We start from the raw sequence: 26,838 nt of genomic DNA, 5'->3' as shown, positions 1-26,838 counted from the left end.
TTGCGACAGAACTATCTCTCGCACCGGGTCTTCGAGGGATACGAGCACATCGTCGATGCCTGTTGCGATGCATGGAACCGCTTCGCGGAACAGCCAAAAGTCCTCAAATCCGTCACAAGTCGACGGTGGGCCGAGGTCATAGCCTAATGCCGTTGGTATTATTTCGTCATGCCCGTGAAAACGGGCATCCAGGGTTGATTTCTCTGGTATTGGCGCTTAGCGCGTCAGGATGCGTCAATCGCCGCCGCTGGTTCTTCCCACCCTGGATTCCTGTGTGGAGCATCTGTGCCATTATGATGGGCGCGAGCGGGAAACCGGTGGATCCCTGGTGAAGGAACACCGTATGCGGGCAAGGTCCCCGCTCGCGTTTGCTCACCAATCCTGAACAGTTGCACGAGGCTGCACCAACAGACCTCGCATCACAGGGACAGGCACCATGTCTATACCCTTTGAATGCATAGGATGCGACATCTCCAAATCGTGGCTGGATCTTTTCGATGATGCCACCGGCGAGGTGACCCGCATCGGGAATTCATCCGATAGCATCGCGCCACTGGTCGAGGCCTGGCGGGGACGAAATCTCCTGGTCGTGTTTGAAGCGACGGGGGTGTACGACCAAACCTTGGCTCGCGCCCTGCACGACGCGGGGATTCGGTACACCAGGGTCAATCCCCAACGCGCCCGGGACTTTGCCCGGGCTTGTGGGCGGATCGCCAAGACCGATGCCTTGGATGCGCGTATGCTCGCGACCTATGGTCGGGCCTTGGAGCTGGAGGAGACAGTTCCCCCTTCGGCGTCCCGCCAAAGGTTGCGAGATGTGGCCACCCGTCGGGATCAACTGGTCGCCATAAGGGCCCAGGAAAAGACCCGTGCCAGTGAAAGCGATGGTTGGACGGCGGAGCATATCGGGCATCATATCGACTTCCTTTCCGACGAAATCGTTGCCCTGGATAAGGAAATCCAGCGAACAGTGAAAGCCGACGACGCGCTTCGAAAGGCCGCGCGACTCCTTCGTTCGGCGCCGGGTATTGGCCCTGTTGCGGCCTGCTTTCTCCTGGCCACGATGCCGGAATTGGGGAGGCTTTCCCCAAAGGCACTCGGCGCCCTTGCCGGGTTGGCGCCGATGAACGTCGATAGCGGTCAGTTCCGTGGGAAACGCATGATCAAGGGCGGGAGAAAGCGCGTGCGGGACGCTCTCTACATGGCCGCCTTGGGCGCTATCAGGTGCAAAAAAGGCAGCCTTTTCAAGGCACTTTACGAACGCCTGCGGTCCAAGGGGAAACCCGCCAAACTCGCCCTTATCGCCGTCGCCCGGAAACTCCTGACCACCTTGAATGCCATGGTGCGCGACGAGAAGGAATACGAGGCGCCCATACCTGAATAAACAGTTGCCCGCGTACACGGGAATGACGATTAAAAACAAAACGTTACGTCCGCGCCACAGTGAACTCGAGAAACGTGAATCCCTTAGCACGCACGCGGGAATCCGGGGTGGGGACAACTGACGGCAGCATTTGCCGCAGTCAGAGCGTGAACCGTCGACGGAATCGAGATCAACCCTGGCCCCCGTTTCACTCTCACTCTAGCAGCACTCATCCTCAAGGCGGCGGAGGAGGGCCAGTCCCACCTCGTCCTCGTGGTCTTCGAAAAGTTCATCCAGGTACGAAACCGAGGCGCAAAGCAGGCAGAGGCCGTCCACGGTCCGTTCTCGCACGGCATCAGCCTGGGACAGGCGCAGTTTGAAGCTCTCCCAAAAGGCATTGGTCTTGGCCGGATCGTTGATGTGCATCAGGATGCGATCAATCAGATCCTTGGAGCCGCCCTCGCAATCGATGTCCTTGAAGCTCAGATAGCGGGCGGGCATGGACGCCGTGGGCTGGTCCTGCATAATGGTCTCTCCCCTAAGAAGAAAAGAATTCGGAAGGGAGGGAGCATGCCCGCGTCGGAAGACAAGGGGGAAGGGGATTCATGAATGGCGGAAGGGGCGCTTAAACGGCGAGCAGGGCGCGTAAACGGCCCACATGCCCCCGGCCCACGGGCACGAGATCTCCATTGTCCATGACCAACTGCCCCCCGTCGCCCCGTTTGCGGAAGGCCTTGGCATGGGACAGGGCGACCACATGGGACCGGTGGACACGCAAAAACTCCTCCGGATCGAGGCGCGTTTCCACATCTGACAAGGACAGGGGGCAAAAGTGGCTTCGGCCTCCGGCTTGGGCACGGCTGTAATGGCCATCGGCCTGGATATGGATCACTGTGGCCAGATCGAGGAAGGACGCCCCCTCCCCATCGTCAACGGGCAGTCGCTTCAGCCGCCCCGTTTTTCCCTGGGTCGGCAGAGCTGACGCTGCCCCCGCCCCCGCCCCCGCCGTCAGCACCAGAGCGAAGGCCGCAATCGATCCGGGGGCCAGGGCGTCGATACGCATCATCACCGGCCCCTGGGGCAGGGCCATCATGAGAGTGGTGGCAGGCGGTCCCTCTCCGGCCCGGGCCGCGTCCACCATCACCCCAACCTTGGGGCGGATGGGCGGCGGGTGGAGCGGGAGGATTGGCTGGCCGAGCAACACTGTCTCCGGCGCCAGCCCCAGCAGACTGAGAACCGAGCCGGAGACCCCGCGCACGGTCAAATTGTCATCCAGCAGGATGACGCCGGTCGCCGCGTGGCGCAAGTGATAGGCGAGATCACTCATGGGCGGTGGGTCCTGCCCCCAACCCCAATCCCCAACCCGCTCCCCAACCCGCTCCCCAACCCGCTCAATGCGCCTCCGCCCAGCTGTCGGCCACGCCCGCCTCGACTTCGAGGGGGACGGTCGTCGCCCCCCTTTCGTCGGTCAGGACAACGGCGTTTTCCATTTCCCGTTTCACCAGGACCAGAGCCGTCTCCACCTCGGCCTCGGGCGCTTCGAAAATCAATTCGTCGTGGACCTGCAACAGCATGGTGGTCTTCAGTCCCGCTCCGGCCAGGGCCTTGGGCATACGGATCATCGCCCGCTTGATAATATCCGCCGCGCCGCCCTGGATGGGGGCGTTGATGGCTTGGCGCTCACCGAAGGCCCGGGTCATGGGGTTCTTGTCGTTGATGCCGGGGATGGGGATCCGGCGGCCCAGGGGGGTGGTGACGAAGCCGTCCTTCCTGGCCTTCTCCTTCACCGCCTCCATGTAGTCCCGGATCTCCGGGAACTGCTTGAAATAGGCGTCGATGAAGGCCGCCGCCTCGCCCCGGGACACGGACAATTGCTGGGCGAGGCCATGGGCACTGATGCCGTAGATGATGCCGAAGTTGATGGCCTTGGCCTGGCGTCGGACCATGGGGTCCATCCCCTCGACCGGCACACCGAACACCTGACTGGCGGTGATGGCATGGATGTCCTTGCCCTCGGCGAAGGCCTGACGGAGGGCTTTGATCCCCGCCTCGTGCGCCACCAGGCGCAGTTCGATCTGGGAATAGTCGGCGCTGATCAGCTTATGCCCCGGCTCGGCAACGAAGGCCTCGCGGATCATCCGACCGGCTTCGCTGCGGATGGGGATATTCTGGAGGTTGGGGTCGTTGGAGGACAGGCGGCCCGTCGTCGTGATGGTCAAGCCGTAGTTGGTATGCACCCGTCCGTCCCGGGGGTCGATTTCCTCCACCAGGGCATCGGTATAGGTGCTCTTCAGCTTGGAATACTGGCGCCATTCCAGAACCTTGACGGGAAGCTCATGGCCTTCGGCGGCCAGGGTGTCGAGGACCTGGGCATCGGTGGACCAGGCGCCGGTCTTTTTGCTCTTCTTACCGCCCTTCAAGCCCAACTTGCCGAACAAAATCTCGCCCAGCTGTTTGGGGCTGCCCACGTTGAACTCCTCCCCGGCGAGTTGGTGGACTTCTTTCTCGAGGTCGGTCATACGCTTGGCGAAATCGCCGGAGAGGGCCTTGAGGCGGAGCGCGTCCACCTTGATGCCCTTGTCCTCCATATCCGCGAGGATTCGAATCATGGGGCGGTCGAGGGTCTCATGAATGCGCACCATCCGCTCTTTGATCAGCCGCTCCCGGAGGAACTGGTAGAGGCGCAGGGTGATATCCGCATCCTCTGCGGCATAGGTGAGCGCCTGATCGAGGGGCACTTGGTCGAAGGTGATCTGGGATTTACCCTTGCCGCAGACCTCCTCGAATTTGACCGTCGTCCGATCCAGGTGGAGTTGAGCCAGTTCGTCCATGCCATGGCCGTGCGACGCACCGTCGAGCACGTAGGACAGCACGATGGAGTCGTCGATGGGCGCAACATCGGTGATCCCCGCGTTGGCCAACACATGCAGGTCATATTTTAGGTTATGGCCGACTTTGAGTACGCTCGGATCGGCCAACAGTCCGGCGAGCAGGGCCAGCGCCTCTTCCCGGGGGATATTCTCCACAGCGTCCGCACCGCCGGTCCCGTCCAGGTCCAAGCCCTCGGGCTTTGAGGAGCGGTGGGCGAAGGGGATATAGCAGGCCTTGCCCGGCGCAATGGCCAGGGAGACGCCAACCAGGGTGGCTGACCGGGCTTTGAGGCTGTCGGTCTCCGTATCGATGGCGACGGTGCCGATGCGGCTGGCCTCGGCGATCCAGCCCTTCAGCGCGTCGATGGTGGTGACCAGGGTATAGTCGTCCTTCGCGCTTGCGGGGCTGAGGGGGGCGCCAGCGGCGAGGGCCGCAGCCTCTCCGGCGATGGCAGAGACCTTGGCGAGGATGGACTTGAAGCCATTTTCGGTCAGGAAAGCGGCCAGGGTCTCGGCATCGGGTTCGGCGACGGCGAAATCGGCCAGGGTTTCGGTCACCTCCACGTCCTCGCGCAGGCGTACAAGCTGGTTCGAGATACGGGCGCCCTCGGCGTGGTCGAGCAGGTTCTGGCGGCGCTTGGGCTGTTTGATCTCTCCGGCCCGGGCGAGCAGAGTCTCCAGGTCGCCATATTCATTGATCAACTGGGCCGCAGTCTTGATGCCGATGCCGGGCACGCCGGGCACGTTGTCGACGCTATCCCCGGCCAGAGATTGGACATCGACCACCTTATTGGGGGGCACACCGAACTTTTCCAGGACCTCCTCGGGGCCGATGGTCTTGTTTTTCATGGGGTCGAACATGGCGACCTTGTCGCGGACCAACTGCATCAGGTCCTTGTCCGAGGAGACAATGGTCACCTGGGCGCCCTCTTCTGCGGCCCGTCTGGCATAGGTGGCGATCAGGTCGTCGGCCTCGAAGCCTTCCCGGTCGATACAGGGGATGTTGAAGGCGCGGACGGCCTCGCGGATCAGGGCGAACTGGGGGATCAGGTCCTCCGGCGGATCCGGGCGGTGGGCCTTGTATTGGGGATAGATCTCGTTGCGGAAGGAGACGCGGGCCTTGTCGAAGATGACGGCCACATGGTCGGCGTCCATATCGGCGAGCAGCTTCATGAGCATGTTCGTGAAGCCATAGACGGCGTTCACGGGCGTCCCGTCGGGCCGGGTCATGGGGGGCAGGCTATGGTAGGCCCGGAAAATATATCCGGACCCGTCGACAAGATAAAGGCGCGCCTGTTCGGCCATCGGGGACTCCTGGTTCCTCGGGGAAGGACCCGGAGGATAGGGGGCGCGGCGGGGAGGGGCAAGGGGAGGCTGGTGGTCTTGCTGTGGTTAGAGCCTCTCCACGGGACGGATCCCGTCTCGCGGATCCGGCCAAAGCCCAATTCGACAAGGGGACGTGTCATTCTCCTCTGCCATTCCAAATGAGTGGCTTAACCCTTGGCTCCCTCCATTGGAGGAGAGTATTCTTCATAATCGGTCAACCCTTACACTGTACCCTCTGTGTTCCCACTCATGATTTGTTCACGGATCATGGCTGTGTCTTCAAAATCAACCCAGGCGGGTTAGGGCTAAGAATGATTCCGCAAACCTCTCCCAAAGCGATCATCAATGAGGAACGAGACGCTTTGGATCAGGCCATTGCCCGTGTTCTGGAGTCCGGGTCCTACATTCTTGGCCCTGAAGTTGAAGGGTTCGAACGGGCCTTCGCCGCCTACATTGGCATCGATGCGGCCGTTGGTGTCGCCAATGGGACCGATGCACTGGAAATCGCGCTTCGTGCTGTTGGCGTTGGGGAAGGGGAAAGGGTCGCTGTCGTATCCATGACAGCCGTCCCGACGGTCACTGCAATCCGTCGCGCAGGCGCGATCCCTGTCTTTATTGACATTGACCCTGACACCTGCCTGATGGACCTGGAGGATCTGGACCGACGAACCTTCGATACTCCAGTCGCAGCCGTCGTTGCCGTTCATTTGTATGGCTCGATGGTTCAGATTGACCGCCTCGCCCTGTGGTGTCAGTCACGGGGCTTGGCCCTGGTCGAGGATTGTGCCCAGGCACATGGTGCCCGGTTGTCCGGTCGCCATGCGGGGACCTTTGGGGATGCTGCCGCCTTCAGCTTTTATCCAACCAAGAATTTGGGGGCCATTGGTGATGCTGGGGTGGTGATCACCAATCGGTCGGCTGTCGCTGAACGGGCGCGGCGTTTACGGCAATATGGCTGGAACGATGAACGGGTGAGCGAAACCGAAGGATTGAACTCCCGTCTCGATCCCATGCAAGCGGCGATTCTTGGCGTGATGTTACCCCGCCTGGACGCTCGGAACGCCCGTCGGCGTGAGATCGCCGCCCGCTACGACCGGGCTTTTCGAGATCTACCGTTCGGGCTCCAATATATTGCTTCGGAGGTTGAGCCCGTTTACCACCAATATGTTTTGCGCACCCCAGAACGGGATCACTTGGCGGGCTATCTGCGAGAAAATGGCGTGGCGACTGCGGTGCATTACCGAACACCTGTTCACCATCATCCCATATACGCCCCATTCGCCAACGCGCCTTTGCCTGGTACCGATCAAACAGCAGCCCAGGTCCTCAGTCTGCCCATGTTCCCTGGCTTGAGTGATGAAGAGGTAGACCATGTCGCCTCCATAGTTCGCTCCTTTTATAGAAAACCATAGGAATATTTCATGCGCATTCGACACTATTGCACTTATTTCGATCATCGATATCTGGACAAAGGCTTGGCGCTGATATCAAGCGTTCAGCGTTTTGGGCCGGGAGCCCGTTTTTACGTTTTGGCTCTCGATGACCGTTGCCGGGATGTTTTGGATGGTTTGGCTGATCCCACTATCGAACCAATATCTTTGGCAGAGCTGGAAGCTTTTGATCCTGAGCTTGTCACTTGCCGACAGGGTCGGACACTTGTGGAATATTACTTTACTTGTACGCCTTGTTTTCCGCTGTTTCTCTTGGATACGCGACCGGGCATCGACTTCCTCACCTATCTTGATGCCGACTTGTGGTTTTTCGATGATCCGGAACTGGTGTTCAAGGAGATTGGGGATGCGTCAATCGCCATTACGCCCCATAGACTGACTCCAAAAATGCAGTATCTGGCCAGATTCGGCAAATACAATGTGGGTTGGGTCTCCTGGCGGAATGATGAAGAAGGGCGCCGCTGTCTACGGGACTATCGGGCCGATTGCCTTGATTGGTGCTTTGATCGCCCAGAAAGCAATCGCTTCGCTGATCAGAAATACTTGGATAAGTGGCCCAGCACTTACGCCAATTTGCGTATACTGGATCACCCCGGGATCAATGCCGCAGAATGGAATGTCGACGTCTACGACCTGATCTTTGATGAAGATAGGGTGAGCCTGTCAGGGCATCCCCTGATTTTCTGGCACTTTCAAGGTGTGAAGAAAAAGGAAGATGGGACGTGGAAGGTGCCTGGCATGGAATTCCAGATCTACACGCCCTACCTCAACGCGCTGGAGGATGCGCGGGATCTGCTGGCAGCGAAATTCGACATCACGGAGTTCGATAAGCGAGACATCCGGCGCGACGCTGATAAGCCCCGCGCCTCTGACCTTTCTGGCATGGGTGACCATCGGCCTGGTGGGGGCAAAGACCTCCCCGGAGGATATCGTCGATTGACAGAGGCTGAGGCAAGGCAGGCTGTCGCCCAGGGAGCGGTGGATGGCTGGCATTGGGAAAAGGTTGCCCAGGCTCAGGCCCAGGCTTACGCCACATTGATCGAGGACATGAAGCGGGGGCGACCGCGCCGGGATCTCGCGACCGCTGCGGAAGTTGTGAAAGCCCTCGGCCTGTCGCGACCCAGTCTGCTGGATGTGGGCTGTGGCAGCGGCTATTACCGATCAGTGTTCGATCATCTGGTGCCCGGTGGCGTCGAATACCAGGGCATCGACTATTCTCCGGCCATGATTGCCTTGGCCCGGGAACAGGATCCCAATGGCGCTTTCACCGTCGCTGACGCGGCTAACCTGCCCTACGCGACCAATTCCTTTGACATCGTTTTTAATGGTGTCTCCTTGATGCATATCCTGGATTTCGAAGCGGCTATTCAGGAAGCGGCAAGGGTGGCGCGTCGATACGTTGTTTTTCACACAGCTGTCCTCCGCCAGGGAGGGGAGGCGATTTTCCTAACAAAAGACGCCTATGGTGGTCCAGTCGTCGAGGTTGTCCTGAGTGAGGCGGAACTCCGACGTTTGCTGAGCGAGGCGGGATTGGCGGTGATTGGCATAGCGCCAAGTATCGAATACGACCTCTCCGCCGTCTTGGGAGAACGAACCGCGACGAAGACCCTGATCTGTGCCCCTGTGGACGCGATGACCCAACGTCGCCCGTCCCTTCTCAATTTGGGCTGTGGCGGTCACTTTCACCCGGCTTGGGTGAACATCGATATTCAAAGTCACCATCCTGGTGTCATGGCCTATGACATTTTGAACGGTTTGCCATTCCCGGATGCCGTCTTCGATATGGTCTACCACTCTCATATGCTGGAACATCTTCCCGGCTGGCAGGCAGAGCCCTTCATGGCGGAATGCGCCCGTGTCCTGAAGCCCGGCGGTATCCTGCGCGTGGCGATCCCCGATTTGGAGACGATTTGCCGCCTGTATCTGGAGTCCCTATCCGGTGCGTTGGACGGGGATCGGGCTGCGGAACATCGGTATGACTGGATGCTCATTGAGCTTATTGATCAGATCTCCCGGGTTGAAAGCGGTGGGGAAATGGCCCGCTATTGGCGCGAGGTACCTCCCGAAGGAGAACGTTTTGTGATCGAGCGGGTCGGTGATATCGCCGCATCCGTGATTGCGGCGGCGAAGGAGGGACGCTTGCCTCCGGCCGCGCCCAGGCGTGTGATCCCGGTTGAGGAGGTTGTCCATTTCCGTAAGCAGGGCGAAGTGCACCAGTGGATGTACGACCGTTTTTCACTGGGACGGTTGATGCGGCGCGTTGGCCTGGAGGACGCCCGGGTGGTCGACGCCACTGAATCCGCCCATCTCGGTTTTGCGCGTTTTCGCTTGGATACGGATCAAAGTGGACAAGTTCGGAAACCGGATTCCCTGTTCATGGAGGCGGTCCGTCGGTGAGCCAATCAAGCGAAACGCCCAAAACCTGTCTTGCTGATCCCCGCCGGACTTTCGAGGGGCGCCGAATCCTGGTCATCGGCGGATTGGGGTTCATCGGATCCAATTTGGCGCATCGCCTTGTTGGTCTAGGCGCCCATGTGACCCTGGTCGACAGTATGAACCCCTTATACGGGGGAAACTTGCAGAATATCGCAGGGTTGGAAGGTCGGGTGACAGTGAATATTTCCGATGTGCGTGACCGGCACAGCTTGTCCTATCTGGTCCGGGACATGGACCATATTTTTAGCCTCGCAGGACAAACCAGCCACATGGACTCCATGGCAGATCCGTTCACGGACTTGGAGATTAATGCGACCGCGCAATTGTCCTTGCTGGAAATCTGCAGGACATACGCTCCGGAAACCCGCTTGGTCTTTGCCTCCACACGCCAGATTTACGGTCGCCCCCAGTACCTGCCTGTGGACGAGAAGCACCCCATCCATCCCGTCGATGTGAACGGCATCAATAAGATGGCTGGTGAGTTTTATTACAGGCTGTACGATGACGTGTACGGCCTTACCTCCAAAGTTCTCCGTTTGACGAATACCTATGGTCCCCGCATGCGCATTAAGGACGCCCGCCAAACTTTTCTGGGGATCTGGTTTCGTCGCGTCTTGGAGGGCGAAACCTTTGAGGTTTGGGGGGGGCAGCAAAAACGGGACTATACCTATGTCGATGATGCGGTCGATGCCTTGCTGGCTGCGGCGGCGGACGATAGCTGCAGGGGTGAGGCCCTCAACATTGGCGGTCACGAGGTTCTTTCCTTGCTGGACAGTGCCCGTATTCTTGAGGAGGTGGCTGGAGCGAAGAATGCATTTGTTGTGCGCTCCTATCCCGAGGATCGAAAGAAAATTGATATCGGAGACTACTATTCCGACTATTCTTCCTTCACTGCGCACACTGGCTGGCGTCCATCTGTGGATTTTGCGGAGGGAGTCCGGCGTACTCTGGCGTATTATGCGGAAAAATTTCCGCTATATCTGTAGAAACAAAAGGGAAGGAAGGCAGGCCCCTTTTTCTTTTCTTTCCAATCCTTTATTTTGACTTTTCCTCCTTTCCTGATTTCAACGATATCAATGGGACTCTGGTGATGCGTGTTTTTCAAATTGAAACGTTCTACACGCGGTATCTGGAGCGGTTTTATGCCAACCCTGAAGCGGCCGGCCTGGGATACAGGGATCAGGTGGATGGCCTGATGCTTGGTGGATTCTCGGCGGGTCATATGATGACGCCCTATCTGCCGGCTCTCGGTCACGAGACCTTCACCTGTATCGCGAATTGCGAGCAAACCCAATTGACCTGGCTGATGGAGAACGCGTCTCAGGAACAGATTGCGGGCTTGCGATCGCAGCGGGATATCGTGACCCTGCAGATTGAAACCTTCCGTCCGGATATCCTCTACGCTACCGATCCCGTCTATTTGGACAGCGCGATGATCAACGCGCTCTCCTGGCGTCCCAAGCTGTGCATCGGTTGGCGTGCGGCGCCGACGCCACTCTCTGCGGATTTTTCCGCCTATGACGTGATGTTGACGAGTGACGATCGATTTCGCTCCATATGCGAAGCCCGAGGCGCTCGGCGAGTGGAGACCTATTACCCGGGCCATCCAGCCTGGATCAATACTGTCCTGGGACCGCCTGTGATCACCCACGATATTGTGTTTTCCGGCCAGGCAGGGGGATTGCATCGCAAACGACGCGACTATTTGGCCCGCATTCTGCCCCTGCTGGAGACGAGAGGGGTGCGGGTGGGGTTGCTTTGTCCGGATCCTTTTCCTGAATATCCTGCCCTGGAAGCCCTTAGAGAGGAACCCGTTTTCGGTCTCGATATGTATCGCACGCTCAGGAATGCGCGGATGACTCTGAACGTTCTGATTGATTCTGCCAGCCCGGATGGGATCAACATGCGTGATTTCGAGGCGACGGGAGTCGGCAGTCTCGTGATCGAAAGCGGAGCTTCCGCAAACCGGATTTTCGACAACGGGACCGAATGCTTTTGTTTTGAAACGGTGGAGGAAACCGTCTCGGGCATCCTCGACCTTCTGAACAAGCCCGATCTGCTGAATGAGACCGCCCAGGCTGGGCACCGCAAATGCATGGGTGAGTACGAAATGAATATGCGCGCCCGCCGGTTCATGGCGATTTGCGAGGACGCTCTGGCGTGAAACTGGATCAGTTTCAGTCTCATTCTATAAGTTTTAGAGTCTCTTCGAGAGGGGCACAGGACACGACAATGTCTCGTCTTTTTGGGCTTGGGGTCTGGGGCCTTTCGGCCCCAGTGGGGGACGGAGCAAAGCCCTGTGACGGGAAAGCACCGACGGCCGTGTACCCTGCCCACTTTTCCGCGCGACACTCTAAAGGGGCCGGTGGTTTTCCGCCTCGCAGAACATTTCGACCTGCCATTCCATGGCTGTTTCCGACAGGGGCCAACCGCCTTCCGCCGTCGGCTCGAGAACGTCGTCGGGGGGGATTTTGGCAAGCTTGATTTGCAGGTGCACCGCAAAATCCGGTGACAAACCGGCTTTCCAGGCCACGGCCACGACGCCTTTCGGACTGCCCGCGTTGACTGCTGCCGCCACCGCAAAAGGCGTGATCCCGGCCATCACGCCCAGGGCTGCGATGGCCGTCGTATCGCCCTCGTGCAACATCATCGTAGCCAGTTCTGTCTCATCCAGGCTGCCCTCCGTCTGTTTGGTCAGACAACTGGTGTAGGCCACCCGCAGGTCGTCGCGCCAACTGGGGCCGAAGTCCACCATGGCGTCCTCGCCGACATTGCCGCCCAGGCGTTTGCGAACCACCTCCGCCACGGCCACCGCTGCTGCGGGCTCCAGATCCTTGCGCAGCAAAAGGGCCTCCAGCAAGTTATCGGCGACGAAGACGGCCAGCCGCCGGGCCGCGTCGGAATGGAGGCGGGGCCGGTGGACGAGAGGATCCTGCCATTCGGGTATGCCCTGGGACCGGTCGATAATGGCGTCCAGAGTCTCCTCGCGGATTTGGGCACCGTGGTTGGTCAGCATGTCGGTGATGGCCGTCAGGTCGTCCGTTGCGGCAATGGCGTCGGTCACCGTCGTGTTCAGGCCGACCCGCTTGGCGATGGCCGACAACCGTCCCGAGCCCGGTTGGTCCCGGATCACCGCCAGAAGGTCCGCGTCCGTTAGCACCGGGCTGAATTCCAAGACCGGGGCGGAGACGGCAACCTCCACATCCCGGGCCAGCTTGCGGATCAGGGCAGGCGGGGCGTTGGCCACATGCTTCAGGGCATCGGACAGGATCGAGCGCACCCGGGGGATCTGGTCCCGGGCCAATCGGGCGAGCGCCTGATAGGTGTGGCGGCGGACCCGGTCCTTTTCGTTGTCGGAAAGCCCCGGTGCCAGAGCAGCGATCTTCTGCGCCAAGGTCAGCCGAACGCCCAAATCGTCATCGTCGGCCAGAATCTCGTCAGCGTGGGAGGGGGCGGCGCTATTGTCGGCGATGGCCCGGCGCACGTCTGGGTCCGGATCCTCCGCAAGATAGTAGAGGATCTCTGGGACCATATCATCCCTTTGGGCCAGGGCGCGGCGCACTTCCACATCCCCGTGATTGGCCAACTCCCGCGCCTCTTCATAGCCAATGGGTGCCGCATCGACGGCAAGAAGACGCTGCAACAGGCTGTTCATGGGGAGGGGCCTCCCTGCCTCGCGGCGGCGGGGGCGACACGAAAGTGACTTTTGCCCCCATGCTTGGCTTCATACATGGCGGCGTCCGCGCGGGCTGTTAAGGCCTCCAGGCTCTCCGGTGTGGCTGGATCGTAGACTGCCAAGCCAATGGACATGGACAGGGGGTGGTCGGGATCCCCATCAAAGCATCGTAAGCGATTGCCAGAATCCAAGAAATCCTGGGCCTTTGTGGCTGCGACAGCCTCATTGGCCCCTTCCAGCCAGACGGCGAATTCGTCGCCGCCCAGGCGGGCCACCATGTCTGTGGGGCGCGTGTGGTTGACCAGGATATCCTTTATCACAAGCAGAGCCTCGTCTCCGCGCAGGTGGCCATGGCTGTCGTTCACCCGTTTGAAGTTGTCCAAGTCCACATAAAGCAGGGCCGAGGGTTGGGGGCTCCGCTCCAGCCGCTTGTGTCGGCGCTCCATGTCATCGAAGAAGGCCCGGCGGTTGAGCAGTCCGGTCAGGCTGTCCGTGCGTGACATGGTGATGATTCGCTCGTGCTGTCCGATCTGCTCGTTGGCGATGCCGATCTGGTTGGCGATGTCCATGATCAACAGTCGATCGTCGTCGGTCCAGTCCCCCCGATCCGTCGACCGCCAAAGCAGGACCGCGCCATTGATCTGGCGGCGATACCGGGCGGCCGCCGCAAGGACACGCCATTTGCCAGCCTCCGTTTCCTGGGGGAGACCGCTGGAGTCCAGGCCGTCCAGGACTTCCAGGGCTTCCTCCTCGCCGCCCCCAAGGCCGAAGCTGCCCCGGCGGACGAACTCGGCTTGGCCGCTCTCTTCTGCAAGATTGGCTCGGTAGATATGGCAGGCTTCTGTCCCCAAACCCCGGGTCAGGGCCTCGGCCGCCACGTTGAGCATGTTTGACGGATCCATTTCGTCGCGGAAGGTCCGGACCACATGGGTCAGGATCCGCTCCCGGTTGCGCGCCCGGTTCAGGGCCTTGTCCCGCTCCCGTTGCTCTGTGACATCATGGCAGACCCCCCTTGCGCCATTCCATTGTCCCTCCTGCCCCATGATGGGCATGGCCGAGGTGACCAGACAGGCCAGCGAGCCGTCCTTGCGGCGGGCCCAGATTTCCGCGTCCTTTACGCGCACGGTCGTCTGAAAAACTTTGGCGCCGGACTGGACCTCCTTGGCGTCCATCATGCTCCAGGGTTCGGCGCCCACCAGTTCCCGGGCTTCGTAACCAAGCGCGCCTGTGGGGGAAACGAAGACGAACCGCCCCTCCGTCCCGGTCTCCCAGGTGAAGTCGCTGGACAGGTCCACAAAGTCCTTATAACGCTGGCGGCTATCGGCCAGGGCCGTTCGCAGGTTCAGCTCCAGCGAGGTATCCCTGCCAATCACCGCGACTCGCCGACCGTCGTTCACGGGAAGAAGGGTCAGGTCCAGGGAACCCACTTGGTTTTCCTGACGAATCTCAACCGCCTTGGTCACCGGTGCGCCGTTTTCCAGCGTCGTGCGGGCAATACCGGAGAGTCCCGTGGAAGAATCCGGGGAAAACAGATCTCTCAGAATTTCGCCCCGACGATTGCAGGTCAAAACCCGACCGTCGGCGTTCAGAATGGCCGCCGGGCCGGGATGAGTGAGAATGATCGCGAGGCCGATGCCGTTGGTCCCGTCGCGATTGGCGTCAAAGTCCATGGATTTAGGCATAGGCGGTTCACCGGATCAAGGCATCGGCCGGAAGAAAATATCCGGCACAGAGGGAGGAAGCATCGTGTCCATATGTTGAGACGGGCACGAAATGACCGATCCAACTACTGTAACCTAAGGGGTGGCCCATCTGGCGTCAACGCGCACGGGGCTGAGGAGGGGCGGAAGGGTGGGGGCGAGGCACCATTTTCGAGCCGCCGGTCTAGGTTGACTTGCCCCACTTCCGGGCTATGGTTGGGCGGTAAAGTGAACCCACCGCCCCGATGCTTGGCCTTTGACCACAATGGGGACAGGGTTTTCCTCACTCTCCCCTCACTCAGTCGTACCTGGGTAGGGCCGAACCATAGGGACCGCGTTCGCGCCATGACGACCGAAAGCCTTGAAAAGTCCATCGAAGCCGCCTGGGATAACCGTGAAGGCGTGAGCGCCGCCACCCGGGGAGACGTGCGCGAGGCCGTGGACGCCGCCCTGGCTGGGCTGGATTCCGGAACCTATCGAGTCGCCGAGAAAAAAGACGGTGCCTGGGTGGTGAACCAATGGCTGAAAAAGGCCGTCCTGCTGTCCTTCAGGCTGAACGATATGACGGCAATTGATGGGGGGCCCGGCAACGCCACTTGGTGGGATAAGGTGCCCAGCAAGTTCTCCGGCTGGACAGAGACCGAGTTTCGCGCTGCGGGATTTCGCGCTGTTCCGAACTGTATCGTGCGCAAATCCGCCTATGTCGCTCCGGGCGTGGTGCTGATGCCCAGCTTTGTGAACCTGGGCGCCTATGTGGATAGCGGTACGATGGTCGATACCTGGGTCACCGTCGGATCCTGTGCCCAAATTGGCAAGAATGTGCATCTGTCTGGCGGCGTGGGCATCGGCGGCGTGTTGGAGCCCCTACAGGCCGGTCCGGTAATCATCGAGGATAATTGTTTCATCGGTGCCCGCTCCGAAGTGGTCGAGGGTGTTATTGTCGAGACCGGCGCCGTTCTGTCCATGGGCGTCTACATTGGCGCATCCACCAAGATCATCGACCGGACGACGGGCGAGGTCTTCATGGGCCGCATTCCGGCCTATTCGGTGGTGGTCCCGGGCACTCTGCCTGGCAAACCTCTGCCCGACGGCACCCCGGGTCCGGGCCTGTATTGTGCGGTCATCGTGAAACGGGTGGACGAAAAGACCCGTGCCAAGGTCTCCATCAACGATCTGTTGCGCGATTAAGGGGACGTCCAAACCTTGTCCTCTCCTTCCGTAATCAACGCAGCGGATCTTGCCAATCCACTGCCCCTGGCCCGCGCCCTCATCGGGCGGGAAAGTGTGACGCCCGTGGATGCGGGAGCGCTGGACCTGCTCGCTGGAGCGTTGGAAGCCCTGGGATTCGTCTGCCACCGTCTGACCTTCACAGAAGAGGGGACGGATCCGGTCGACAACCTCTACGCCCGTTTGGGGACAGAGGGTCCCTGTTTCGGCTATGCCGGGCATACGGACGTGGTCCCGCCCGGTGAGGGCTGGAGCAAGGCCAAACCCTTTTCCGGCGATCTGGTCGACGGCGACTTGGTCGGGCGGGGTGCTGCGGATATGAAGGGCGGCATTGCCTGCTTTGTCGCCGCCGTAGCACGATTGCTGACCGAGCGCGGCGCACCGCAGGGCTCCATCGCCTTCCTGATCACCGGAGACGAGGAAGGGCCGGCCGTCAATGGCACCCGCAAGGTGCTCGACTGGATGGACGGGGCGGGAGAGCGCATGGACCTCTGTCTGGTGGGTGAGCCCACCAACCCAGAGGGTCTGGGCGATATGATCAAGATTGGGCGGCGGGGAAGCATCAACGCGACGATCCTGTTGAAGGGGCGTCAGGGCCATGTGGCCTACCCCCATTTGGCTGATAACCCCCTTCACCGGGTGTCGCGGCTGACCGGCCTGTTGCTGGAAAGCCCTCTTGACGCGGGGACAGATCACTTCCAGCCCTCCAGCCTGCAACTGACCAGCATCGATGTGGGCAACAAGGCGGCCAATCTGATTCCGGGGCAGGCGACGGTGAAGCTGAATATTCGCTTCAACGATCTTCATACCGGGGAGGGCTTGGCTAAAATGCTGCGCGACACCTGCCTGAAGGCCTGTGACGGTGATGCAGACCGGTTTGAGCTGACGACGGCGATCAGCGGTGAGGCCTTCCTGACAGCGCCAGGCCAATTATCGGACCTGATTTCCAATGCCTGTGAGGCCGTGACCGGACGCAGGCCGGAGCTGTCCACCTCGGGTGGAACTTCGGATGCCCGGTTCATCAAGGACCATTGTCCCGTGGCCGAGTTCGGTTTGGTGGGTCAGACCATGCATAAGGTGGATGAACGGGTCCCGGTGACGGACCTGGAAGCCCTGACGGGCATCTACCACCGTATTCTGGCGACCTATTTCGGAGAGGCGCAGTCATGACAATCGAACAGGCCGCCCGCGTGCTGCGCGGCCTGGGGTGGTTGCTGCGTTTGAATCCCCTGGGCTTCAAGGAATTCGAGAATACGCCCAGGGAGGCCCTGCGCAGCTTTGGGGCGGCCTTGTTTCTGGCGCCTGTCTTCGTTCTTTACGCCACCATGGATCGGTTGAGCGGTGATGAAGCCAGTGGATCCCTGTTGGCTTTCGCTTTTCTGAAGTTGGCCCACTATATCATCGGTTGGACACTGTTCCCGGTGGTGATGGAGGGGGTTTCTCACCTCTTGGGGCGGCGCCAAGTCTATTTCCGCTGGCTTGCGGCCTACAACTGGCTTCAGGTTCCCTTCATGTTGGCCTATTTGCCGGTGGCCGTGGCCTCGCTGCTTGGCGCTGGCGGACCCGGCGGTCCGGTGGCCTTTTTGGATTTGGCCCTGTTCCTGGGTATGGCAATTTATTTGGGCTTTTTGGCCCGCCATGGCTTGGGTTTGACCCTGTCGTCGGCCGTGGCGGTGGTGATCCTCGATTTAATCCTCACCCAGGCTTCAGCGGCGATCATCCACAGCCTGTTGATGGCCGGGGCGACCACCGTCATGCCCGATATGTAATCGCCGACCCTGCGGAGGCACTAGATCAAATGGTTAGAACATCGCGTGGACCGGAAAACCGATTTCCACTTTTCCGCTCGATGCTCGAAAATTTATAAAATGAGAGTGAAACTGGGCACCGCACACGACAGTGTCTCGTCTTTTGTGGGCGATTGGCCAAGCCCATTTGGGGGCAAATGCCCCTAAACCCCCATTTTTTTATGGCCTGGGGTCTGGGGCCCTTCGGCCCCAGTGGGGGACGGCGCAAAGCCCCGTGAGGGGAAAATACCCCCTATCGTGGCCTCTGGAAACTGGGTCCGTTTCACTCAAAGCAGGGCGCAGAAGCCATGCTGCGGAAACGGTGTTCTTCCTGGGTCAGACCTCCGTACCCGTAGGCCGATGCCCGACAATCGATGATGTGGACATTCGAATGGGGATGGAGGTCACCAATGATCTCCGCGAGCAAGGCGAAGGCGGCCCGGTGATAGTCGGCCTTCTCCGTCTTGGTGTTCGTTTCGTCCGTAATCGTGACCTCCAGGCGGAACGCGTTCCGTCCCATGTCGGCCAGGGATTGTCCGGCGATGAACCATTGGGTGCGGGGGAAGTACCGAATAAAAACCGCGGTCCGGGACCGTTCTTTCTTCAGAACCCGGCAGGTAAGGGCGGAAATCTCTTCGGCGAGACGGTTCGTTAGGGTTTGGTCAGGCTCTCCCGAGACGGTCAGCATGATTCCGGGCATGTTTGGGCTCCTGGGCTCTTGTTCCGATGCGCCGATCATGTCCCTGCAAACTCCATTGGAAAAGCGGGAACATCTGATATCATCCATCGGAAAAACGGGTGGATGAGAAGGAAGGCGCGCCTATGGCCCGGCATTTCGACCTGGATCTTCTGAATACGCTCGTAGCGGTCGCGGACGCAGGCAGCCTTTCGGCGGCCGCGCCGCACCTCTGCCGGTCGCAATCGGCTGTGAGCGAACAAATCCGCAAGCTGGAAGAGGTCTGCGGCTTGCCGCTTCTTGTCCGGAGAAAGAGTGGCGCAACGCCAACTCCGGCAGGGAACCGCCTGCTCGGCCATGCCCGCGAGTTGCTAGCCCTGAGCGACGCTGCCTATCGGGATATGCGGGATTCCCATCTCGTCGGTGACCTGCATCTGGCGATAACGGATTACTTCCGCCCGGGCGCTTTGCCGGGGATTCTGCGGCGGGTACGGGACCGGTTTCCCCGGCTGCATTTACATGTCTCTATTCGCAAGAGTGCGCAGATCGAAAAAGATATGGAGGGGGGGGCGTTTGACCTGGGGATTTCGATGGCAATCCTCGACCGGGACGGGCAGGCGGTTCCCTGCCCCCCAAACCAAATCAGGCTGAGGCGCGAGCCGTTGATGTGGATCTGCGATCCTTCGTTCTCCCCCTCGGAGACCCCATTGGGGGATTCCCGCATGCCGCTTCTTGTTCTTCCCGAAACCTGTTCGCTGCAGCGCTTTGTTGTCAGAATTCTCGACGCCAGCGGTGTCTCCTACGGGATCGCCCATTCAGCATCTGGCGTGGCCGGCTTGCAAATGGCGGTGACCGCAGGGTTGGGCGTGACCTGTCTCAACGCCTCCGCCGTTCCGGATGGGGCGATCCCACCGAAGGGGATTCCCGATCTTCCCGCCTTGCCGGAAGTCGACTTTCTCCTCACTGCCCCGCGCGTAGGGGAATCCGCATTTCTGTCGGACGTTCGTGAGCTGCTGGTTGACTGCCTGCGATAACCGCTATCGGACCCCATCAAAGGGGGAGGGCAAAGGGGGAGGGCAAAGAGGGAAGGCAAAGAGGGAAGGCAAAGAGGGAAGGCAAAGAGGGAAGGCAAAGAGGGAAGGCAAAGAGGGAAGGCAAAGAGGGAAGGCAAAGAGGGAAGGCAAAGAGGGAAGGCAAAGAGGGAAGGAAGGTGTGCTTACTTCCCTCTTTTTTCCTGAGCCATGGCTTCGGCAAGAAGGGAGTCGAGGAGGGTCTGCACCAGAGTGCTTTCTTCTTCCACGGCCCGCACAGACTCCACTGCTCCGTCCATGTCTCCACTGTTGTAACGGCGCACGGCATCGATGCCGGATTGGTGGATCCTTTTGTGGGGATCGGCGAGCCTTGAGAAGGATGGGAGGGTCCGATAGCGGGCCGCCTCTTCACCAAAATACCATTGTCCCAACTGGCAGTTCTCGTGAGAGGACAGCTCCTCAGGACGGAGGCTCTCCCGCCCGGCCAACATGTCGGCAAGGCGCTTTTTCCAGACCGCATGATCGGACTTGGCAAAGCGGATAACTTTGTGCGGGATGTCAGTCTCCGCCAATTTATACAGCTGTTTTTCTACGGTTTTCTCCACCGCATCCATGGAGGTGACCACATCATTGATTTCCGTGACGCTCCGGCTGGCGAGCCGCGCAATGGCCGAGACACCCTCGGACACCTCGCTTGAGGCGAGCGTCTGTTCCTCGAGGATGCGGGCGATCTCGTCCATCCCCGTGGTGACGTCATCGATTCCAGCGGAAATCGTACCGACCTGCTCGGTGACCTCCATCATGGTGGTACGGCCCTCGTCGACCACGGATTTCACCATGTCCATTTCTTGGGTGATGGTGTTTATTTCCGACAGGACGGTGCTGATCCGATTGCGGATATCCTCTGTCGAGCGGGCGGTCTGGTTGGCAAGCGCTTTGACTTCGTTGGCGACCACGGCGAACCCCTTGCCTGCTTCTCCAGCCCGGGCGGCCTCAATGGTGGCATTCAAGGCAAGCAGGTTGGTTTGGCTGGCGATGTCCTCAATGGATCCAATGATTTCCTCGATCCGTTGGGAAGCCTGAGCCAACTCCTCGATCCGCGAGACGGCACCGTTGACCCGCTCCACCACCGCGCCGTTGCCTGTCAATGCGCGTTGGACCGCTGAGAGCCCGACCTGGGCCGCCGTATTGGCATCGCGAGCCTGCCCGACCACCCCTTGGGAGGTATGGCCGATGGTCTGGATGCTGGCCACCAACTCTTCCACCGCAGCCGAGATGCCCTGGGCGCTTTCGTCCATACTCAAGGTCGAGCGCAACATCTCCGCGTTGGCGACGGCCGTTTCATTGACGTGGATGGAAATATCCACCGTCGCATCAATCATCTCCGTGGAGAGGCGGATCGCCGTCTGGCTCCCTTCCGTCGATTCGGAAGAGCCGATGAAGGCGCTTAGAACCAGTTCCAAGTCCATCATCACCAGGGATTGGATCCCATGACGGAGAACAGGATTGTCCCGGCCCAGGAATGCGGATTTGGCAGCGATGTCGAGCAGCCGGGACAGCACGCAGTTGTAGGCGCCACAATACCATAGGGGGGAAATCCCCAGCCGTTCGTGACTCTGACCGATGCGGATGCAGCGGTCTTCGTAGGACTGGTCGAAGGAACAGGAGAAAACCTGGGTCCAGTGGATCTTTTGCTTGTCCCGGGCGGACTGGACTGTTGTTTGATCGGCAAAGAGCCGATCCGCTCCCGGAGTCGCCATGATCTTGGAATAGAAGCTGTCCAGGATCCCGTCGAGACCCCTTTCAAGGGTCGGCCAGAAGGCCCGGACTGCTTGGATGTGTTGATCAGACAAGCCATAGTGGTTCAGGCGAAAATCGAATTCTGCAGACATGGTGGACCCCGGGTTTTTGCTTTTGCAAGAATTTTATACTATAGTATGGGAAAGGTGGAAATGTACATAACCGGATTGATGCATTCTGACGCAATCAGTGCTTTGTCAGCATGTTCAGGCCAACAACTCCGGTAATGATCATACCGATAAACAGTAACTTTAGAACCGTCGCCGGTTCCTTGAACAGAACGATACCGATCAAGGTGATCAGAACCGTCCCCGCACCCGACCAGATGGCATAGGCGATGGAAACATCCAGGCGCTTCAAGGTCAGTGTCAGCAGATAGAAGCTGGCCGCATAGCAAGCCACCAGCGCTACAGAGGGCCACAGGCGGGTAAAGCCGTCCGAAAACTTCATGGCTGTGGTGCCCATAACTTCGAAGACAATGGCGGTGCCAAGGATAAGCCAAGTGGTCATGGGGTCTCTTCCGGATAGCGGGCGGCAAGAAAATAGAGCCCCTGGGGTGGGGCTGTGGGACCGGCTGCGGCTCTGTTCCGGGCGTCGAGCGCCTGTTTTACATCCTCCGCTGTCCAGCGCCCGTCACCCACCATGGCCAGGGTGCCGACAAAATTGCGGATCTGGTGGTGCAGAAAGGACCGGGCCCGGGCAAACAGGCGGATTTCATCCCCCGACCGAGTGACGGTGATTTCCGTGATGCTTTTGACTGGGCTGTCGGATTGGCATTCGGCAGCGCGAAAACTGGTGAAGTCATGTTGCCCCACGAAGACTTGGGCGGCGTCGTGCATGGCTTCGGCGTCCAGTGGCTTGGGGACCCACCAGACGCGGCCCTCCTCCAGCGCCGGATGGGCCGGATGGTTGAGGATTCGGTAGATGTAGGAGCGCTCGATGGCGGAAAAGCGGGCGTGGAAGTCGTCGGAAACCCCCTGGACCGCGCGGATGCTGATGGGCTGGGGGCGCAGGTGGGCGTTGAGGGCCTTGAGCACCGTATCCGCACCGTAATCCTTGGGCAGATCCAGGTGGGCGACCTGTCCCAGGGCGTGGACGCCGCTGTCTGTCCGCCCCGACCCCTGGACCCGGGTCTCTTGTCCGCAGAGCTTGAAGGCGGCCTCCTCCAAGGATTGTTGGATGCTGGGGCCATTGCTTTGTCTTTGCCAGCCCACATAGGGGCCGCCGTCATATTCCACGGTCAGGCGGTAGCGGGGCATGGGCTCAGCTCAATCGTGTGCCGATGGGCAGGGCGTAGCCGCGTAGAAAGTCCTTTGCAGCCAGGGGGCCCTTACCCGGGCGCTGGACAGTCAAAAGGCGGAGCGCCCCTTCGCCACAGGCCACGAGAAGGGAGTCATCCAGCAGGACACCCGGTTCGCCGGATCCGGCTTCCGCTGCGCACATCAGGACCTTGATCCGCTCTCCGCCATGCTCGAACCAAGCGCCAGGGAAGGGAGAGAGGCCCCGGGCATGGCGGTCCAACTCCGCCGCAGGGCGAGCCCAATCCAGGCGGGCTTCGGCCTTGTCGATCTTGGCAGCGTAGGTGATGCCGCCCTCCGGCTGGGGGCGGGGAGGGAGGGAGCCGTCATTCAGGCCCAAGAGGGCGGGCACAATCAGTTTGGCACCCAGGGCGGATAAGGCGTCGTGCAGGGTCGCCGCCGTGGTCTCCGCTGTGATGGGCAGACGCTCCTCCAGGAGCATATCCCCCGTGTCCAGGCCCAGGTCCATTTGCATGATGGTCACGCCGGTTTCACGGTCTCCGGCCATGATAGCCCGCTGGATGGGGGCAGCGCCCCGCCAGCGCGGCAGCAGGGAGGCATGGATGTTCACACAGCCCAGGCGCGGTGCGTCAAGCACTGCCTGGGGCAGGATCAAACCATAGGCGGCGACCACGGCCACATCCGCGCCGAGGGCGGCGAATTTGGCTTGTTCCTCCGGCGCCTTCAGGCGCTCAGGATGGGAAACGGGGATCCCCAGGGTTTCAGCCGTCTGATGGACCGGGGTCGGACGGGGTTTTTTGCCCCGTCCGGCGGCACGGGGGGGTTGGCAATAGACGTGGATGACGTCGAAGGCGGGATGGAGGTACAGAGTCTCGAGAATGGGGGCGGAAAAATCCGGTGTTCCCATAAAGATGGTCTTGAGAGCGGAATGAGGAAAAGTGGGCACCGGTTTTCCGTCCTCATTCCGCGCTGTTTAAAGGAGTATTTTGTCTCACGCGTCGACTCCCGGTTTCTTCATCTTGCGGACCCGCCGGAGGATCATGTTGCGCTTGAGCGAAGACAGGTAGTCCACGAACAGCACACCGTTCAGGTGGTCGATTTCATGTTGCAGGACCACGGCCAGAAGGCCGTCGGTCTCGATCTCCTGGCGCTTGTTCTCGCGGTCCAGGTAACGGACCTTGATCCGATCCGGGCGGACGACCGTGTCGTATTGCTCGGGAACGGAGAGGCACCCCTCCTCATAGGACTTGGTATTCTCGGATTCCCAGATGATTTCCGGGTTGGCCAGACATAGGGGGCTTGGGGGTTCTGCCTCGCGGGCCACGTCCACCACGATGACACGCTTCAGCGCGCCCACCTGGGGGGCGGCCAAACCGATGCCCGGAGCGTCGTACATAGTTTCGAGCATGTCATCCATCAACTGGACGATTTCGGCGTCCACGGCCTCGACGGATTTGCATTTTTGCTTCAGGCGCGGGTCGGGGGCCGTGATAATGGGGAGTAGGGCCATGTCGCCCACCCTCCTTTTCGTAGGTTTCGTGTGGTTTTTGGGAACGCTCTCTTGGCTTCCACATAAGCTGCAGCAACGAAAGCGTCAAGCATCCGAAGGCTTTCCAGAGGGAAGCCCTTCCCTTATGGTGCCGGTTGGTTGGGACTCATGTGGGGGTGGGATCGCATGGAAATCGGGCAAAGCCTTCTGGGCCTTGGGGTATTCCTCTTGTTTTGCTGGGCGATCAGCGAGAGCCGCCGAGAGGTGCCCTGGCGGGCCGTCCTGGTCGGTGTGGTTTTCCAGATCGTGTTGGCTCTGGTGTTGTTGAAGGTCCCGCCGGTCCAGTCCTTTTTTATTCTGTTAAACAACGCGGTTCTAGCCCTGCAAGAGGCGACGAAGGCGGGAACCTCCTTCGTCTTCGGCTATTTGGGTGGCGGCGGCACCCCCTTTGACCTGCCCTATCCGGGGGCGGACTTTATCCTGACTTTCCAGGCCTTGCCGATCCTGATTGTCATGAGCGCACTCTCCTCCCTGCTGTTCTATTGGGGAGTCCTGCCTTTCATCGTCAAACTGGTCTCCAAGGTGTTGGAAAAGACCCTGGGCGTTGGCGGTGCCGTGGGTCTCGGTGCTGCGGCGAACATTTTCGTGGGTATGGTGGAGGCCCCGTTGTTTGTGCGGCCCTACATCAAGACCCTCTCCCGATCCGAACTCTTCGTGGTGATGACCTGTGGCATGGCGACCATCGCCGGGACGGTCATGGTGATCTATGCGACCTTCCTCACCGGGGTTGTCGACAATCCCCTGGGGCAGATCCTCACGGCCTCGCTGATCTCTGCCCCTGCGGCCATTATTGTCGCTCTGATCATGGTCCCCGGTGAGCAGGGCACGGAAGGCACCTTCGAACTGCCTCCGCCGGAAGCCCATGGCTCCATGGAGGCGATCACCATCGGCACCATGGAGGGTGTCCAGTTGTTCATCAATGTGGTGGCCCTGTTGTTGGTCATGGTGGCCCTGGTGGCCCTGGCCAATTCCATGCTGGGGGTCTTGCCGGACATCGCCGGGGCGCCCCTGACCCTGGAACGGATGCTGGGCTGGGTCATGGCTCCGGTCTGCTGGTTGATGGGCATTCCCTGGGCCGAGGCGCAAACAGCGGGAACCCTGATGGGGGTGAAGACCGTATTGAACGAGTTCATCGCCTATCTGAACCTGTCCAAACTGCCGGAAGGGAGCCTCTCCCCCCGCTCGTCCATGATCATGACCTATGCCCTGTGCGGTTTCGCCAACCTGGGCTCCCTGGGGATCATGATCGGGGGCTTGATCGCCATCGCGCCAGAGCGCCGCAAGGAAATCATCGACCTGTCGGGAAAATCCATTCTGTCGGGGACCATCGCCACCTGCATGACGGGGGCCGTTGTCGGCCTCCTCCTCTGGTAGGGGGCGCCAGGCCATGTCCCCAACCCAACTCGAGGCACTGATGGAGCGCCTGTTCTCTCCCGAAGCCGCGCCGCTTCTGGTGGCTCTGTTGGCGGTTCTATTGGGGGTGGTGGCCTTGGTCCTGGTGCTCGCCCGGGGGAGCGGACGGCGAGACCCCCGGCTCGACCAACTGGCCGGGCGGTTGGGCCAGTTGGTGGAGAGTCAGGCGGTGACTGCCAATCTGGTGGGCGAGCGTCTCCAGGACCAGGAACGGCAAGTCACCCGGGTATTGGAGGAGCGCATCGCCGACCTGACCCGCCGTCTCGGGGAGGGGTTGCAAAGGTCCTCTGACCGGCAGGCGGAGACCATGCAGGACCTGCGGGCGCGGCTGGCCACCATCGACGCGGCCCAAAAGACCATCACCGACCTGTCCCAACAGATGGCGGGTTTGGAAGACATTCTGTCCAACAAACAGGCCCGGGGGGCGCTGGGCCAGACCCAGATGGAAGACTTGGTGCGTGATATTCTGCCGCCCCATGCCTACCGCTTCCAGGCCAAGCTGGGGAACGGTCGGATTGCCGATTGCGTGCTGGACCTGCCCAACCCACCGGGGCTGATCGCCGTCGACGCCAAATATCCCCTGGAGTCCTTCCGCGCCCTGCGCAACGCCCGGGACGAGGCGGAGCGGCAAAAGGCGGGCAAGGCTTTCGCTGCGGATGTGCTCAAGCATGTGAAAGACATTGCCGAACGATACATCATCGCCGATGAGACGGCGGATTCGGCCCTGATGTTCCTACCGGCTGAAGCGGTCTACGCCGAACTGCACGCCAGCTTCCCCCAGGTGGTGGACGAGGCTTTCCGGCGGCGGGTGTGGATCGTCTCGCCCACGACCCTGATGGCGACCCTCAACACTGTCCGTGCTATCCTGAAGGATGCCCGGATGACAGAGATGGCGGGGATCATTCGCAAGGAAACGCGCGCCCTGGTCGAAGATGTGGGGCGCCTGGATGAACGTGTGGGCAATCTGGCCCGCCATTTCGGCCAAGCGGTGGAGGATGTGCGTCAAATACAGATCTCCACGGAAAAGATTGTCCGCCGGGGCGATCGCATCGAGGAAGTGGAGTTTGGAGGCGGAGAGGATGCCGATGGGGGGTTACTGCCTCCGGCCTGACCTTTGGGCCTGACTCCTCTAAGAGGGGGCCGACCACATCGCCTGAAACGCCAAGGAGATGGGTGCCCATGACCACCAAGGCGAGGAGAGATCTCCGATGGCAAGACCATCATGCTGGTGCGGCACGCAGCCCTGAAGGACCTCTGTGGACCGCACCTCTTTG

The 26,838-nt window shown here is 60.5% G+C and carries 22 protein-coding genes; 11 read left to right on the top strand and 11 right to left on the bottom strand.

The window, feature by feature from the left end; all coding sequences use genetic code 11:
• Positions 1–436 precede the first annotated feature (436 nt).
• Positions 437–1,384: an IS110 family transposase gene (locus ACLIRY_RS20355; protein WP_413207261.1), complete on the top strand. Its 948-nt coding sequence runs from the start codon at positions 437–439 to the stop codon at positions 1,382–1,384.
• A gap of 198 nt (positions 1,385–1,582) precedes the next feature.
• On the opposite strand, the gene cowN is transcribed toward ACLIRY_RS20355, so the two are convergent.
• The 3 genes from cowN to polA form a co-directional block, all read right to left on the bottom strand.
• A complete protein-coding gene (gene cowN, locus ACLIRY_RS20350; protein WP_413207260.1) occupies positions 1,583–1,888 on the bottom strand; it encodes a N(2)-fixation sustaining protein CowN in 306 nt (101 codons plus the stop codon).
• A 100-nt stretch (positions 1,889–1,988) separates the two neighbouring features.
• Positions 1,989–2,690, bottom strand: a complete 702-nt coding sequence (locus ACLIRY_RS20345; RefSeq protein ID WP_413207259.1) for a LytTR family DNA-binding domain-containing protein — start codon at positions 2,688–2,690, stop codon at positions 1,989–1,991.
• 64 nt (positions 2,691–2,754) lie between these two features.
• The gene (gene polA / locus ACLIRY_RS20340) at positions 2,755–5,538 is read right to left on the bottom strand and encodes a DNA polymerase I (RefSeq protein ID WP_413207258.1); all 2,784 of its coding nucleotides are present in this window, start codon (positions 5,536–5,538) and stop codon (positions 2,755–2,757) included.
• A gap of 332 nt (positions 5,539–5,870) precedes the next feature.
• On the opposite strand from polA, the gene ACLIRY_RS20335 reads away from it, so the two are divergent.
• The 4 genes from ACLIRY_RS20335 to ACLIRY_RS20320 all read left to right on the top strand — a co-directional run bounded on the left by ACLIRY_RS20335 (position 5,871) and on the right by ACLIRY_RS20320 (position 11,610).
• The gene (locus ACLIRY_RS20335) at positions 5,871–6,971 is read left to right on the top strand and encodes a DegT/DnrJ/EryC1/StrS family aminotransferase (protein WP_413207257.1); all 1,101 of its coding nucleotides are present in this window, start codon (positions 5,871–5,873) and stop codon (positions 6,969–6,971) included.
• 291 nt (positions 6,972–7,262) lie between these two features.
• Positions 7,263–9,407 (top strand): methyltransferase domain-containing protein, encoded by a 2,145-nt coding sequence (locus tag ACLIRY_RS20330; protein WP_413207256.1) that lies wholly within the window; start codon positions 7,263–7,265, stop codon positions 9,405–9,407.
• Complete coding sequence (locus ACLIRY_RS20325; protein ID WP_413207255.1) at positions 9,404–10,432, top strand: NAD-dependent epimerase/dehydratase family protein; 1,029 nt, start codon at positions 9,404–9,406, stop codon at positions 10,430–10,432. Before ACLIRY_RS20330 ends, ACLIRY_RS20325 begins: the two co-directional genes overlap by 4 nt.
• A 104-nt stretch (positions 10,433–10,536) precedes the next feature.
• On the top strand, positions 10,537–11,610 hold the full coding sequence (locus tag ACLIRY_RS20320) for a glycosyltransferase (protein ID WP_413207254.1): 1,074 nt from the start codon (positions 10,537–10,539) through the stop codon (positions 11,608–11,610).
• 189 nt (positions 11,611–11,799) lie between these two features.
• Here the strand turns inward: ACLIRY_RS20320 and ACLIRY_RS20315 are convergent, their stop codons facing one another.
• The gene (locus ACLIRY_RS20315) at positions 11,800–13,101 is read right to left on the bottom strand and encodes a DUF2336 domain-containing protein (RefSeq protein WP_413207253.1); all 1,302 of its coding nucleotides are present in this window, start codon (positions 13,099–13,101) and stop codon (positions 11,800–11,802) included.
• Positions 13,098–14,804, bottom strand: coding sequence for a diguanylate cyclase domain-containing protein (locus tag ACLIRY_RS20310; RefSeq protein ID WP_413207252.1), 1,707 nt, complete (start codon positions 14,802–14,804; stop codon positions 13,098–13,100). Before ACLIRY_RS20310 ends, ACLIRY_RS20315 begins: the two co-directional genes overlap by 4 nt.
• Before the next feature lie 363 nt (positions 14,805–15,167).
• Here ACLIRY_RS20310 and dapD point away from each other — a divergent pair, with 363 nt between their 5' ends.
• The 3 genes from dapD to ACLIRY_RS20295 are packed head-to-tail and all read left to right on the top strand — an operon-like array spanning position 15,168 to position 17,818.
• The gene (gene dapD / locus ACLIRY_RS20305) at positions 15,168–16,010 is read left to right on the top strand and encodes a 2,3,4,5-tetrahydropyridine-2,6-dicarboxylate N-succinyltransferase (RefSeq protein WP_413207251.1); all 843 of its coding nucleotides are present in this window, start codon (positions 15,168–15,170) and stop codon (positions 16,008–16,010) included.
• Between the two features lie 15 nt (positions 16,011–16,025).
• Complete coding sequence (gene dapE / locus ACLIRY_RS20300; RefSeq protein ID WP_413207250.1) at positions 16,026–17,219, top strand: succinyl-diaminopimelate desuccinylase; 1,194 nt, start codon at positions 16,026–16,028, stop codon at positions 17,217–17,219.
• Entirely contained in the window at positions 17,216–17,818 is a 603-nt protein-coding gene (locus tag ACLIRY_RS20295) for a hypothetical protein (RefSeq protein WP_413207249.1), read from the top strand. Before dapE ends, ACLIRY_RS20295 begins: the two co-directional genes overlap by 4 nt.
• Before the next feature lie 301 nt (positions 17,819–18,119).
• Here the strand turns inward: ACLIRY_RS20295 and ACLIRY_RS20290 are convergent, their stop codons facing one another.
• Positions 18,120–18,536 carry a tautomerase family protein gene (locus tag ACLIRY_RS20290; RefSeq protein ID WP_413207248.1) on the bottom strand — a complete coding sequence of 139 codons (417 nt, stop codon included), beginning with the start codon at positions 18,534–18,536 and terminating at the stop codon, positions 18,120–18,122.
• Positions 18,537–18,634: 98 nt separating this feature from the next.
• Between ACLIRY_RS20290 and ACLIRY_RS20285 the strand changes: the two genes are divergently transcribed.
• A complete protein-coding gene (locus ACLIRY_RS20285) occupies positions 18,635–19,546 on the top strand; it encodes a LysR substrate-binding domain-containing protein (RefSeq protein WP_413207247.1) in 912 nt (303 codons plus the stop codon).
• A 182-nt stretch (positions 19,547–19,728) separates the two neighbouring features.
• On the opposite strand, the gene ACLIRY_RS20280 is transcribed toward ACLIRY_RS20285, so the two are convergent.
• From ACLIRY_RS20280 to def, 5 genes are all read right to left on the bottom strand, one after another.
• The gene (locus ACLIRY_RS20280) at positions 19,729–21,435 is read right to left on the bottom strand and encodes a methyl-accepting chemotaxis protein (RefSeq protein ID WP_413207246.1); all 1,707 of its coding nucleotides are present in this window, start codon (positions 21,433–21,435) and stop codon (positions 19,729–19,731) included.
• Between the two features lie 94 nt (positions 21,436–21,529).
• A complete protein-coding gene (locus ACLIRY_RS20275) occupies positions 21,530–21,853 on the bottom strand; it encodes a DMT family transporter (protein ID WP_413207245.1) in 324 nt (107 codons plus the stop codon).
• A complete protein-coding gene (gene truA / locus ACLIRY_RS20270) occupies positions 21,850–22,602 on the bottom strand; it encodes a tRNA pseudouridine(38-40) synthase TruA (RefSeq protein WP_413207244.1) in 753 nt (250 codons plus the stop codon). The genes ACLIRY_RS20275 and truA overlap by 4 nt, the downstream gene beginning before the upstream one ends.
• 4 nt (positions 22,603–22,606) lie before the next feature.
• Positions 22,607–23,509, bottom strand: coding sequence for a methionyl-tRNA formyltransferase (gene fmt, locus ACLIRY_RS20265; protein ID WP_413207264.1), 903 nt, complete (start codon positions 23,507–23,509; stop codon positions 22,607–22,609).
• Positions 23,510–23,593: 84 nt separating this feature from the next.
• Entirely contained in the window at positions 23,594–24,112 is a 519-nt protein-coding gene (def, locus tag ACLIRY_RS20260; RefSeq protein ID WP_413207243.1) for a peptide deformylase, read from the bottom strand.
• Between the two features lie 165 nt (positions 24,113–24,277).
• Between def and ACLIRY_RS20255 the strand changes: the two genes are divergently transcribed.
• Both ACLIRY_RS20255 and ACLIRY_RS20250 read left to right on the top strand, forming a co-directional pair.
• A complete protein-coding gene (locus ACLIRY_RS20255) occupies positions 24,278–25,525 on the top strand; it encodes a NupC/NupG family nucleoside CNT transporter (RefSeq protein ID WP_413207242.1) in 1,248 nt (415 codons plus the stop codon).
• A gap of 13 nt (positions 25,526–25,538) precedes the next feature.
• The gene (locus ACLIRY_RS20250) at positions 25,539–26,675 is read left to right on the top strand and encodes a DNA recombination protein RmuC (RefSeq protein ID WP_413207241.1); all 1,137 of its coding nucleotides are present in this window, start codon (positions 25,539–25,541) and stop codon (positions 26,673–26,675) included.
• Positions 26,676–26,838 lie beyond the last annotated feature (163 nt).

This window comes from Rhodospirillum sp. A1_3_36, from assembly GCF_047263945.1.
In the GTDB taxonomy this organism is placed as follows: Bacteria; Pseudomonadota; Alphaproteobacteria; order Rhodospirillales; family Rhodospirillaceae; genus Rhodospirillum.
Note: the sequence above shows the minus strand (reverse complement) of the source record. Positions and strands in the feature narration are given on the sequence as shown.